Here is a 12,697-nt window from a genome sequence, read left to right as displayed (position 1 = left end):
CCTCAGGGGTCTCGCGGGGCTTGCCCGTCCGGTCGGTCACCCGGATCCCGCAGGTCGCGTCGGTAGATGCGGTACGTCTTGGTGCGACGACAGCCCACGAGCCGAAGCGTGCGCAGGGCGGCCTTGTTGTCCTCCAGGACCCAGGAGATCTCCACGGCCTCGTAGCCGAGGCGACGGGCGGCCTCTTCGGTCCGCGCCAGCAGGAGCGGGAGCACCCCCGACTGCCGGTGCTCCTCGACGACGCCGAGCGCCATCATCCGGCCGCGCCGGACCCTCCGGGACGCGCGGAGCATCCGGGCCAGGCCCAGGGGCACGCCCCACCGGTGCAGACGCCCTCCGGCGGCCCTGAGGGCAGGGGCCAGGTCCGGGAGGGTGAGGGAGAAGCCCACGGGCTCACCGGCAACCTCGGCGATCAACGCCAGTTCGGGGCGCAGTACGGGGCGCAACTGCTGGGCGAGGTGCTGGAACTCACGGTCCGTCATGGGAACGAATCCCCAGTTGTCCTGCCAGGCGCGGTGGTAGAGGCCGCGGACCCGCTGCATCTCGGCCTCGTAGTCCGAGAGGTCGACGCTGCGGACGGTGATGCCGCCGCGGCGGGCCGCCGCGGCCCGCGTGATGCGGTCGAGGGCCGCGGGCCGCTCGGGCACGCAGGCCCACTCCCAGGCTTGCAGGTCCTGAGCGGCCGTGAAGCCGCAGCTCTCGATCAGCTTGGGTGTCGACGGCGGGTTCCAGGGCATCAGCAGGGCCGCGGGCGCCTCGAACCTGTCGACGAGGACTCCGCATTCGTAGTTCATCGAGAAGTTCACCGGCCCGACCATCGAGGTCATGCTCCGCTCCGCGAGCCAGGTGCCGGCGGCCCGGAACAGCTCCCGGGCGACGTCCTCGTCGTCGGCGCAGGCGAAGAGGCCGAAGAATCCGTCACGGGTCTCGTGGTGGCGGTTGTGGCGGGGGTCGTGCACGGCGGCGATGCGCCCTACGACCTCTCCCCCGCGGCGGGCGAGGTACAGCTCGATCTCGCCGAACGACAGGAAGGGGTTGTCGCCCCGACGGAGCAGCCGGTACTGGTCCCGTCTCAGCGGTGGCACCCAGCAGTCGTCCTCGCGGCGCAGGGCGTACTCGCACTCGACGAAGGCCGCTCGCTGAGCCCGGGTGCGCACCGGAGACACCGTCAGAACGTCCACGGATCCGGACATTAGCACGCATATGTTGACTAGCTGAGTCATCCATGCAGGAGGTCATGCCGTGCCACACAGCCGCAGCGCCGAAGCCGACCGGGTGGCCGAGCCGGCCCCCGTCCCGCACCGCACCTGGGTCGACGCGGTGTACGCCCACGCCCGGGACGGGGTCGCCGCCGAACTGGGCGCGACCTGCGGCGTGGACACGGTGGAACAGACCGACTACCCGACGTTCTGGCGGCGGGTCGTGGCCTTCGCCACCGGACTGCGTGAGCGGGGGGTCCGCCCCGGCGAGCACGTCGCGCTGGTCATGCAGACCTCACTGGAGACCATGATCGCCACGGTGGGCGTACAGGCGGCCGGAGGGGTGCTGGTCCCCCTGCGCGCCATCACGCGCCCGCGGCCCGGCAGTCACCACACCCACCGGGCCCGCGACACCCTCGCGCTGGGCGAGGCCCGCTGGTGCCTCGCGCCGGCCGAGGGCGTGGACGCGTACGCCGACCTCATCCGTACCGCGGGCCTGCCGTCGGTCGCCCTGCCGACCGGCGAGTTCACCCAGGCCTCCGTGACCGGGTCGCTGCCCGCGCCGCCGGTCGCGCTCGACCCGGGCCGGCCCGCCCTGCTGCAGTTCAGCTCCGGCAGCACCTGCGCCCCGAAGGGGATCCTGCTCACCCATCGCAACCTCGCCGCCAATGCCACCGCGCTGAACCGCCGGGTGGACTACCACCGTGGCCGCGGGGTGTTCTGGCTGCCGCTGTCGCACGACATGGGCCTGATCGGCTGCCTGGCGAGCAGCCTGTTCTCGGGGTCGTCGGTTCGGGCCGTGCCCCCGGAGACCTTCGCACGGGATCCGCTGCGCTGGATCACCGAGCTGTCCGCCTTCCGGGCCACGCACACGGCGGGGCCGCCCTTCGGCTACGAGTTGGCCGGACGCAAGGTGAAGGAACGCCTCGCCCTGCTGTCCTGCGAGGACCTGTCGGCGCTCCGGGTCGCCCTCATCGGGGCCGAGCGGATCAGTCCCGCACTGTGCGCCGAGTTCGAGCGGACGCTGGCTCCGCTGGGCCTGCGGCCCCACGTGCTGCTGCCGGCGTACGGTCTCGCCGAGAACTGCGTCGCGGTGGCCACCCGTACGCCGCTCACACCCACCACCGTACGAAGCTTCGACCGCCGCGCCCTGGGGGAAGGCCGGCTGGTCGCCGCGGCCGATCGGCACGGCGCACCAGCTTGCGCCGACGCCGCCGTCCAGCAACTGGTGGGCCACGGGGCCGCCGTGTCGGGCACCCGGGTACGCATCACCGCGATCGGCGGCGGGCGCGACGCACTGCCCGACGGCCGAGTGGGTGAAATCCACGTCGGCGGGGACTCCGCGACGGCTCGGACGGCGACCGCGGGCGGTCGATGGGAGGCGGCCCACCCCGACGGTTTCGTCCCCACGGGCGACCTCGGAGCTTTCGTCGAGGGCGAGCTGTTCGTCGTCGGCCGCCTCAAGGAGTCCTTCAAGTACGCCGGGCTGCTGTACGCACCGGCCGATCTGGAGGCCGTCGCCGCGGCCGCGTGTCCCGAGTCGGTGACCGCCGTGGTGGTGGTTCCCGTGGCGCCGCAGGACGAACCGGCCGAAAGCATCGTGGTGTTCCTCGAGTACAGCCCGTCCCGCACCGCGTCGGCCGGGGACGCGGCGTACGCCGACGACGAATCGCGTATGGCCGACACGCTTCGCCTCGCCCTGCGCAAGGAGTTCCACATGCCGGTACGGGACGTCTTCGTCGTGGCGCGGGGCATGCTGCCGCGCACCGCCAGCGGCAAGGTGCAGCGCACGCGACTCGCCGCCGCCTATCTGGCCTCCGGGGCCGCCGGGGTGCCCGGCAGGCGGCAGGCGCCGTACTCCCCGCAACGACCTCCGGCGGGGGTCTCCACGGGGATGTCCGCCACCCACCAGTCGTCACCATGAGTAGTGTGTCCACCACGCAGAGCAGTCTCGGCTGTGGGTGCCTCAGGGCTGCTGTGACCGAAACCCCGTAGGGAGACCGGCCGTGACCGATGTGCAGCATCTCTCGACTGCCCCATCGCCCCTGCCCGCGACGGATCTCCAACCCGAGACCCTTGGCCCCACGGTCAAGGAGATCCTCGCCGTCAGGCTGCGCGTGGCGCCGGATCACCTGTCGGACGCCTTGACCCTGGAAGACCTGGGGATGGACTCGCTGCTTCTGGCCGAGTCGCTGACCGCGCTGGAGTCCCGGTTCGACGTCGTCATCGACCCCCTCCGGTTCGCGGAGCGGCTGACACCCGGCCTGCCCCTCGGGGACCTGGTCAGGGAGCTGACCGCGCAGATCGGGGCGGCGCGTTGACCACCACCGACATGGACTTCGGGCCCGCCCTGAACAGCGTGCTCGACACCGTCGACCGATGGCGGGAACAGGGGAACTACCCGCTGTTCCCGGTCATCTCCGAGCCGCTCGGCACCCGGGCCAGGCTGAGCGACGACCGCATCGTCTCCGTATTCGGTTCGTGCGACTACCTGGGCCTGAGCAGGCATCCGGCCGTCACCGGTGCGGCGATCGACGCCGTACGGCGCTTCGGCACGCACTGCTACGGCACACAGCCCGTCGGTGGATTCACCGAGCTGCACCGGGACCTGGAGTCCGCCCTGGCGACGTTCTTCGACAAGCCCGCGGCGGCGCTGTTTCCCACCGGGATGCAAGCCAACATCGGCGTACTGACCACGCTCGCGGGTCCGGGCGACGTCGTGCTCTCCGACCAGCTCAACCACGGGTCCATCTCGATGGGCGGCCGTCTTTCCGGCGCACGGCTGGTCAGCTTCCGCCACAACGACCTGGCCGATCTCGAGGCAGGGCTCGTCGCGTATGCGGGAGCCCGCCGCCGGATCATCGTCGTCGACGGGCTCTTCAGCGCCGACGGCGATTTCGCCCCGCTGGCGGGCATCGCGGATCTCGCCGACCGCCACGACGCCCTGCTGATCGTCGACGAGGCACACTCGGGCGGCGTGGTGGGCCCGCACGGCCGGGGCGCGGCCGAACTCCTGGGCGTACTCGACCGTGTCGACGTCATCACCGGGACCATGAGCAAGGCTTTCGCCAGCACCGGAGGGTTCGCCTGCGGCAGCGAGCGGGTGATGCGCATGCTGCGCCACTCGGCCGGTGCCTACCTGCTGTCGCTGGGCCTGGTCCCGGCCACGGTCGCAGCGGCCCTCGCGGCCGTGCGGGTGGCCACGGAGGAAGGCGGGCTCCTTCGTACCCGCACCGCCGACAACGCGAGTGCGCTACGCGATCGGCTCCGGCAGGCCGGCGTGAACATCGGCGCTTCCGCGGCCCATGTCGTGCTCGTCCACATCGGGCGGATCGACGACACCGCACGCATCGCCACCCGTCTCCTCGAAGGGGGCCACCTCGTGAACCCGCTGTTCCCGCCCGCGGTACCCATCGGCGGAGCACGGCTGCGGATCGGTGTGACCAGCGCCCACGGCAAGGACGAGATCGACGAGGCGGCGGAGGCCATCGCGCGGGCGCTGGACGACGCCTAAGGAGCGGTCAGCAGGAGCACGGCGTTCTGGCCACCGAAGCCGAACGCGTTGACGACTGCCGCCTGCATGGGCACGCGGCGCGGCAGTCCGGTGGGGATGTCGAGTTCGCGACAGGGTTCCTGTTCCACCAAGTTGGCGGTGGGCGGGACGGTCTGGTGCTCGATGGCGAGTACGGTGAGCGCCGCCGCGATCGCGCCGGCCGCGCCCATGGCGTGCCCGATGACACTTTTGGCGGCGGTGACCGGGGGTGGCGCGCCGAAGACGCGAAGGAGGGCATCGGCCTCCGCGGCGTCGCCGAGCGGGGTACCGGTGCCGTGTGCACTGATGTGGTCCACATCGCCGGGCACGCACCCCGCGTCCGCCAGGGCGCTGCGCAGCGCCTGCTCCGCGCCACGGCCGTCAGGGTGGGGCGCGGTGGGGTGGTGGGCGTCGGCCGAGGCCCCGTACCCGCGGACGTACGCTCGTACCCGTGCGCCGCGGGCACGGGCGTGTGCGGTCGACTCCAGCACGAGGACGGCGGCGCCCTCGCCGAGGACCAGGCCGTCCCGGCTGACGTCGAAGGGGCGCGAGGCCAGGTCGGGGCGCGAGTGGCCGCGCGAGAGCGCCTTCATCTGCGTGAAGCACGTCGCGTTCATCGGCGCCCGCGGCGACTCGCTTCCGCCGGTGACGACGATGTCGCAGGTGCCGGAACGGATCAGGTCCCGGGCCACGCCGATCGCGGTCGTGCCCGAGGCGCAGGCGCTGGTGGTCACGAAGTTGGGACCGCGGGCTCCCAGGTCGATGGCGACCTCGCCGGCGAGCAGGCTGGGGATGCTGCGGGGCAGGGCGAGTGGCGACACGGCGCCCAGACGGCCGCCGCCGAGACGGGAGAATTCCCGGGCGTACCCCTCCAGGCTGTTGCTGCTCACGCCCAGGACCACTCCGACGCGTTCGGCGGCCCAGCTCTCCGGTACGAGGCCCGCATCGCTGATCGCCCGTCGGGCGGCGGCCAGCCCCAGGTGCCCGAACCTGTCCAGGCGCCGCCTCGTACGGGCGCCCAGTTCCGCGGTGGGGTCGAAGTCGCCCACCTGGCAGGAGAAGTCGACGGGCAAGCCGGCGAGTGCCGGGTCACGGGCGGCCAGCGACCGGCCGGCGCACATCGTGTCCCATACCGTGCGGGTGCTGTGGCCCGCGGAGGTGACGAGACCGAGCCCGGTGATCGCCACCTGTCGAGTGCTCACGTTCAACGCGTGGTGCATGCGCCGATCCGGCTGACCACCTCGGCCGCTTCGGCGAGTGTCGTGTGGGGACCGATGTCACCGGCGTCGTCGGGGATCTGGATCCCGGTCTCGTTCTCGATGACGACGACGAGTTCCGTCAGGGCGAGGGAGTCCATCTCCAGCTCCTCGAACGTGATGTCGGGGCGCAGGGTTTCGGGCTCGATGCCGAAGTGATACGACACAAATCCCGCCAGGACTTGGTAGGAGACATGCATGCCGGTGTTCCTTTCCCACAGGACCGCATCCAGGCCGCAAGAACCTTCCAGGCAGGAATACCAGAAACGCCCCCGCTCATCCCCGAGGACGCCGCGGGCATTCGGATGGAAGAACTGTAGTCCCCCAAACCCTTTCAAATCAACGACAGATGACTACAATTCAACTCTGGTTGATTTCCTGTGGGTTCGCGCATACGGTCATGCCAGACCGGGAGGGGGACCACGCCCGGGCGCACTGCCGCACGTGATCGCCGCTGTGATGCCGCATTGCCGCTGCCCATCAGCGAGAGCGTGCGGAGCCTTTCAAGGCACTCGCACACAGACGGCTGCCACAGATCACGTAGGGGGAACCTGCCGAATGAAACGGCGAATACTCTTCAATCGGGCGCAACGCCCGAAAATCGGCCGGCGCAGAAGTGCCGCCCACGGGGCGAGTCTGCGTGTCATCGGCGGCGGGTTGCTGCCCCTGGCGCTGGCGGCCGGCCTGCTGGGCGCGTCGCCCGCCGGAGCGGACGAAGAAGCGGACTACGCGGACCCCTTCGGCCGGATGCGGACCGTGGCCTACTGGCGAACCGGCGACGCCGGTATCAAGGAGGCGGCCGAGCGCGCGCTGCTCGGCTCGGACGCCGACATCCAGAAGTTCCTGGATGCCGCACCGTCCATCGAGTACGACGACAACTACGTCAGAGCCAGCCGTGTCTTCAACGTGGGCGGTTTTGCCGTCCGCACGGCAGCCAAACAGGCGCTGAAGGGCACTCCGGCGCAGTTGGACACCTTCCTGAAGGAAGGCTGGAAGGCTCCGCTGAACGAGGACCGTCAGGTCGAGGTCTCACGGATCATCAACCTGGGTGGTTCCGGGGTCAAGGACGCGGGCAAGGCCGCGCTGAAGGGCACCGCGGATGACGTCGCGAAGTTCCTGAACGAGGGCCAGTACGCGGCGCGTGAGACGGACAACGAGGTTGCCGTCTCGAAGCTTGCGGCGTCGGGTGGTCCGAATGTGAAGGCGGCTGCGAAGGTCGCTCTGCGCGGAACGCCCGATGACATGGTCGAGTTCCTGGAGATCGGCCAGTTCTCGGCGCGCAACCGGGACCAGGAGTACGCGACCGTCGCGCAGTTGACGGAGGACGCGAAGCTGGCCGGTGTCCAGGCCGAGGACGCGACGAAGGCGGCCGAGGAGGCTTCGGCTCGCGCCATCGCCGCTTCCGCGCTGGCGAAGGAGGCCGCGCAGAAGGCCGCCCACGAGGCGGATCTGGCGAGGAACGACGCGACGCGCGCCGCGGTGAAGGCCAAGCAGGCGGCAGATGCGGCCCGTGCGGCGGCGGCTGCCGCCCAGCAGGCGATCAGTTCGGCGAACGCGGCCAGCCGCGCCGCGCGCATCGCGGCGCTGGCGGCCGCGCAGACCGCGAGCGCCGCGGCAGCCGCGGCGAACGCGGCCAACGACGCGTACAACGCGGCCATCGCGGCCGGTAGTGACGCCACGCAGGCTGCCCGTGCCAAGGATCTGGCGGGCATCGCCCGTACGGCGGCTGCGCTGGTGGAGACCTCGGCGCTCGCTGCCGAGCAGGCGGGCAAGGCCTCCTACGCGGCCGGGCTCGCGGCGAAGGCGTCGCAGAGCGCCGGCGACAACGCCAACGCGGCCGCGGACGCCGCGGATGAGGCGAACAACTACGCGGACGCCGCCGGCAACTCCTCGGCCGAGGCCCGTCAGGCCGCGGCGGACGCCCGCCGTCACGCGAACGCCGCGAACCGGGCTGCCGATCAGGCGTCCGCGCTCGCGCAGCGTTCCGCCAACGCGGCGTTCGATGCCCGCGACGCGGCCCGGTCCGCGGCCAAGCACGCCCGTGCTGCCGCGGACGCGGCCGATGAGGCGGCCGCTCACGCGGGTCAGGCGGCGAACGCCGCTGCCGAGGCGCAGAAGCACGCCGACGCCGCGAAGACGGCGGCCGAGGCCGCCGACAAGGCAGTGACCACGGCCAAGGACGTCGTCCAGATCGCGCGGGAGACCGAGGCCGCCGACCTGGCGATCCGGACCGAGGCCGCGATCGAACGCGCCAAGTCCCGCAAGGCCCAAGGCGACGCGTACATCTCCGCCTCCGCCTCCCAGCAGGCCGAAGCCGTCAGCCTCGACGCCACCGCGACCGCTCTCGCCGCCGAGGCGGCCAAGCCGGACGTGGACGCCAAGGCCACCGCAACCAAGGGCCGCGCCCTCGCCCTCAAAGCACTGCAACTGCGCGGCTCCTGGAGCCAGGAAGCCGCCCTTGACGCGCTGGGGGGCACTGACGAAGGCGTCCTGACCTACCTGCGTACCCGTTGGAAGCAGGCCGGCCAGGACGAGATCCGCGAGCGGGTCTTCCAGCTCAGCGGACAGAGCCCCTACCCGTCGGTGCGCACCGCAGCCGCGACCGCGCTGCAGGGCACGCCGGAGCAAGTGAACGGCTTCTACACGACCGGCCAGTACACGGCCGGAGCCGACGATCTCGCGGTCGAGGTGTCGAAGTACAACAACTTCGGCGGCCCGGGTGTCAAGGACGCCACGAAGAAGGCGCTCGCCGACGGCAGCGGCAAGGCCCTGGCCACCTTCCTCATGGTCGGCCAGTACTCGGCGCGCAACAGCGACGAGCAGGTCATCGCCTCCAAGCTCGTCAACACCGGTGGTCCCGAGGTCAAGGCCGCGGCCAAGATCGCACTCGCCGGCCCCGCCGACCAGCTCCACGAGTTCGTGGCAGTGGGCCAGTTCATGGCCGACCGCAAGGACAAGCTCGCCGAGCACCACAAGAACCAGATCGACCGCCTGATCGCCGAAGCCTCCGGGATCGCCGCGAAGGCCAACGCGAACCGTTGGCGTGCGGCCGAGGCCGCCGCCAAGGCCAAGCAGGCCCAGCTCGAAGCCGACGACTACGCCAGGCAGGCGAAGAAGTCCGCCGATTCGGCCGCCGTCTACGCCGCCGACGCCAACAAGTCCGCGAACGCCGCCGAAGCCAGCGCCAGCGCGGCCAAGAACTCCGCGGCCACCGCACGCAACGCGGCAGCCGCCGCCGACCGCGACGCGGACGCAGCCGAGGAATCCGCCGCCCAGGCCGAATTCTCCGCAGCCTACGCACGCGAATCGGCAGCCCGAGCCAACGAGTCCGCAACCCAGGCCCGCGAGTCGGCGACCGCCGCAGGCAAGAGCAAGGACGAGGCCAACGCCCTCGCCTCCGAGGCCTGGACCGAGGTCAAGAAGAAGTTCGAAGCCGAAGAGGCCACCCGGCGCAAGCAGGCCGAGGAAGCACGCAAGAAGCAGCAGGAGGAAGCGAAGAAGAAGCAGCCGCGCCGCTGCATCCCCCACCCCACCCGCGAAGAGTTCGCCTGGCGCAACTGCCTGATGGCCCCCGGTGACGCCGTCCTGGAAATGCCCGCCATCGACCCCACCCTGCGGGCCATCGTGTGGGAGGTCACCGGCCTCAACGACATCAAGAAGTGCATCCAGGACCCCACCGTCCTCGACTGCGCCATCGCCATCGTCGGCGTCATCCCGGCGGGCAAGGGCGCCAAGGTCCTCAAGTGGGGCGCCGAGGGCGTCGAAGCGGCCATCGACGCCCGTAAGGTCGACAAATTCCTGCAGTGCCCGATCCCGCCTCTGCCGAACAGCTTCCCCGCGGGCACCCGGGTCCTCCTGGGCGACGGCACCTACCGTCCCATCGAGCAGATCGCCATCGGTGACTCGGTCCTCGCCACCGACCCGGAAACCGGCACCACCGGCCCGCGCCGCGTCGACGCCACCATCCACACCCCCGACGACCGCGACTTCACCGACGTCACCCTCAGTGCCGCCGACGGCGGCGGCACCATCACCTCCACCGATCACCACCCCTTCTGGTCCGACACCACCAGGACGTGGAAGAACGCGGCCGACCTCACGGTCAGCGACTCCCTCCGCACGCCTGACGGCGCCACCGCCCGGATCGCCGGGGTCCACCGCTGGAAGACGCTCCAGTCGGCGTACAACCTCACCGTCAACGGCCTCCACACGTACTACGTGGCCGCCGGCGAGTCTCCCGTCCTGGTCCACAACACCAACCCCGAAGACTGCGTCAAGAGGGTCGCCGAACTCGTCAAGGCGGAATTCGCCAAGGTGGACGAGATCGCCACGGAACTGGGATACGCCGACAAGCGTGGCCCGTTCGGCAAGCTGGTCTGGGGACGGCAAGACGGCAGCCTCGACATGATGGAGGGCGAGAAGGGTGTCGCGCAGCTCAAGGCCATGAGGGAGCTGGGCCTGACCAGGGAGCATGCCCGGAGGATCCGGGACGCGTACGCCAAGGTTCTCGAACTCAAGCCGACGAATCCCAGTGCCGGCCAGCGTGCAAAGCTGGCTCAGTGGTACATGGACAACCTGTAGATCGAGAAGGCCCCAATGAAGTTCAGACTGACGGCGAAGCCGACGGAATCGATCACCGTTGTCTTCGAGCCCGTAGCGGAAGAGTTCACCATCGCGGCCGGCGATCACATCATCGTCGAGTGGACGGGCGGCGGCTTGGGAGAGATCTCCCTCGAGCCTGACCACCTGATGATCGGCAGCCCGATGGGCGGCGACATGCGGGCCTGGGATTCCAGCGGCGTCGAGATTCCGATCTTCTTCTGATCTTCTTCTGATCTCAGAGTCCACTTCGGCTGGACGAGGCCCCGGGACCAAGCGTCCCGGGGCCTCGTCATGCCTGCACGACAGTGGAGCAACGGCAGGCCCGGGGTTCCTGCCGATCGTCCCGCGCACAGCTGGCTGTACGCCGACCGCCGGAGGCGGCTACGGCTGCGGCGGCGACTGATCCACCTGAATGAAGTTTCAACCACCTTGCCGGGCAGGCGAGTTGGCCGGAAGTGAAGGTGACTGCCGCCGTGCGCACATGGCATGATCCAGATTGACGTTACTTACCAGTAACACCTCCTCCCCCCATCGAAGGTCACCGCTCAGTGCGCACCACGCTCACCACACGCCTCCTGCTCCCCGGCCTCACCACGCTGGCCCTCGCCGCCACCGGCTGCTCCTCGGTGGCGCACACCAATGCCGCCGAACCGGGCAGCCCCGCCCCCCTCACGTCGACGGCCGACGGCACCCGGCAGCTCGAGGTGGCCGCCGCCCCGCAGGGGTCGCCCGCCCCGACGGCCATCGCCCGCACCCGCACCGGCAAGGGCCCCGAGAAGTCCACGCTGAGCGTGGCCTCCTACGACAAGGCGAACGGGCGGGCCGTCATATCCGCGGCCCCCCAGGGAAGTTCCGCCGCACCGAGCCACTCCCCCACGCCCGGCACTCCCGTCGCGGTGGGCGACGTCATCGCCAGCGCACCCGCGCCCGGCGCCCCCGACGGCCTGCTCGCGAAGGTCACCGAGGTCGTCGGCAAGACCGACCGCGGGACGGAAGTGAAGACCGCCGCCACCACGCTCGCTTCCGCCCTCAACGACGACAAGGCCGACGGCAAGGTGCCGGTCGACCCCTCCTCGGTCACCGTCGAGCCACTGATGAAGGGCGTCACCTTCTCCTGGGCGAAGCCCCAGGGCGCGCGGTTCGGGCCTCAGGGCGCGACCCTGCCGCTCGGCAACCTGCGGCTCGACGTGGACGCCTCGGTGGACACCGCCCAGGACGCCCCCGCCTCGGCCGGCGCCTCGGTGTCCGGCTTCGTCCAGCTCGCCCCCCAGGTGGAGTTCTCGTACGACGGCAGCTCGGGCGCCGGCCACGGTCCGAGTTCCGCCTTCCTCGGCATGAGCGGGGCCTGGTCCTCGCAGTGGGAGCTCAAGGGCCGCGCCGCCGCGAGCACCGGGACGCCCAAGCGCATCCCGTTCGCCAAGCTGCACAGCGCCCCCGTCATCCAGGTGGGCCCGGTGCCCGTCGTCGTCAACCTCGACATGACCTGCTACGTCCAGGTGGAAGCCGACGGCCGCGTCACCCTCGACGTCCAGCAGGACGTCAAGGGCGACTTCCGTGTCGGCGGCAGCTACGCGTGGGGCAAGGGCTGGACCCCGGTCAGCACGTCGGCCGTGCACAGCTCCCCGGTGAAGGCGAGCGTCACCGCCGCCGGGCGGGTCAAGGGCGCCCTCGGCGCCGAGGCCTCCGTGGGCCTGTACGGGGCCGTCGGCGTCACCGCCGACTTCGCCCCGTACCTGCGCGGCGAGGCCGACGCCAAGGCGAGCGCGTCCACCGACGGCAAGACCTCGGTGAGCGGCTCCTGGGCGCTGCACGGCGGCTTCGACCTGAGCGGCCAGCTCCACTTCGCGCTGTCCCTGTTCGGCACACCGGTCATCGAGCGCCGCATCCCGCTGGGCACCCTCAACCGCGAGTGGCCCCTCGCGAGCGGCCGCACCGCGGGGTAGCGGGCCAGGGAACGCCGCCGGCGGGCAGACGGCCACAGCGCTGGTGCTGTGGCCGAAAAGGTTTGCCGGGTCGCGGTGTCCGGTGCGGTGCATCGCAAGGCGGAGGACCCCGTCTCGTACTGGACGTACTTGCGCGGTCCGACAACACGGCGAGGCGCCGTGCCG

9 protein-coding genes are annotated in these 12,697 nt (G+C 71.1%); 6 read left to right on the top strand and 3 right to left on the bottom strand.

The features are described 5' to 3' along the window. Positions 1 to 2: 2 nt before the first annotated feature. A complete protein-coding gene (locus ACFWBF_RS23825; protein WP_385605369.1) occupies positions 3 to 1,157 on the bottom strand; it encodes a GNAT family N-acetyltransferase in 1,155 nt (384 codons plus the stop codon). An 85-nt stretch (positions 1,158 to 1,242) separates the two neighbouring features. Between ACFWBF_RS23825 and ACFWBF_RS23820 the strand changes: the two genes are divergently transcribed. From ACFWBF_RS23820 to ACFWBF_RS23810, 3 genes are all read left to right on the top strand, one after another. Next, the gene (locus ACFWBF_RS23820) at positions 1,243 to 3,123 is read left to right on the top strand and encodes an AMP-binding protein (RefSeq protein WP_385605366.1); all 1,881 of its coding nucleotides are present in this window, start codon (positions 1,243 to 1,245) and stop codon (positions 3,121 to 3,123) included. An 82-nt stretch (positions 3,124 to 3,205) separates the two neighbouring features. Beyond that, entirely contained in the window at positions 3,206 to 3,520 is a 315-nt protein-coding gene (locus ACFWBF_RS23815) for an acyl carrier protein (RefSeq protein ID WP_385605363.1), read from the top strand. Then, positions 3,517 to 4,713: an aminotransferase class I/II-fold pyridoxal phosphate-dependent enzyme gene (locus ACFWBF_RS23810; protein ID WP_385605360.1), complete on the top strand. Its 1,197-nt coding sequence runs from the start codon at positions 3,517 to 3,519 to the stop codon at positions 4,711 to 4,713. The genes ACFWBF_RS23815 and ACFWBF_RS23810 overlap by 4 nt, the downstream gene beginning before the upstream one ends. On the opposite strand, the gene ACFWBF_RS23805 is transcribed toward ACFWBF_RS23810, so the two are convergent. Together ACFWBF_RS23805 and ACFWBF_RS23800 are read right to left on the bottom strand one after the other, a co-directional pair. Next, entirely contained in the window at positions 4,710 to 5,933 is a 1,224-nt protein-coding gene (locus ACFWBF_RS23805; protein ID WP_385605358.1) for a beta-ketoacyl-[acyl-carrier-protein] synthase family protein, read from the bottom strand. The genes ACFWBF_RS23810 and ACFWBF_RS23805 overlap by 4 nt on opposite strands. Before the next feature lie 2 nt (positions 5,934 to 5,935). Further along, positions 5,936 to 6,187: an acyl carrier protein gene (locus ACFWBF_RS23800; RefSeq protein ID WP_385605356.1), complete on the bottom strand. Its 252-nt coding sequence runs from the start codon at positions 6,185 to 6,187 to the stop codon at positions 5,936 to 5,938. Between the two features lie 358 nt (positions 6,188 to 6,545). Between ACFWBF_RS23800 and ACFWBF_RS23795 the strand changes: the two genes are divergently transcribed. The 3 genes from ACFWBF_RS23795 to ACFWBF_RS23785 all read left to right on the top strand — a co-directional run bounded on the left by ACFWBF_RS23795 (position 6,546) and on the right by ACFWBF_RS23785 (position 12,532). Next, positions 6,546 to 10,568 (top strand): polymorphic toxin-type HINT domain-containing protein, encoded by a 4,023-nt coding sequence (locus ACFWBF_RS23795; protein ID WP_385605354.1) that lies wholly within the window; start codon positions 6,546 to 6,548, stop codon positions 10,566 to 10,568. Positions 10,569 to 10,583: 15 nt separating this feature from the next. Then, positions 10,584 to 10,811, top strand: coding sequence for a hypothetical protein (locus tag ACFWBF_RS23790; protein WP_385605352.1), 228 nt, complete (start codon positions 10,584 to 10,586; stop codon positions 10,809 to 10,811). 326 nt (positions 10,812 to 11,137) lie between these two features. Beyond that, entirely contained in the window at positions 11,138 to 12,532 is a 1,395-nt protein-coding gene (locus tag ACFWBF_RS23785; protein WP_385605349.1) for a hypothetical protein, read from the top strand. Positions 12,533 to 12,697 lie beyond the last annotated feature (165 nt).

Origin of the sequence: Streptomyces sp. NPDC060028 (assembly GCF_042736725.1) — a bacterium.
Lineage (GTDB): Bacteria > Actinomycetota > Actinomycetes > Streptomycetales > Streptomycetaceae > Streptomyces.
Note: the sequence above shows the minus strand (reverse complement) of the source record. Positions and strands in the feature narration are given on the sequence as shown.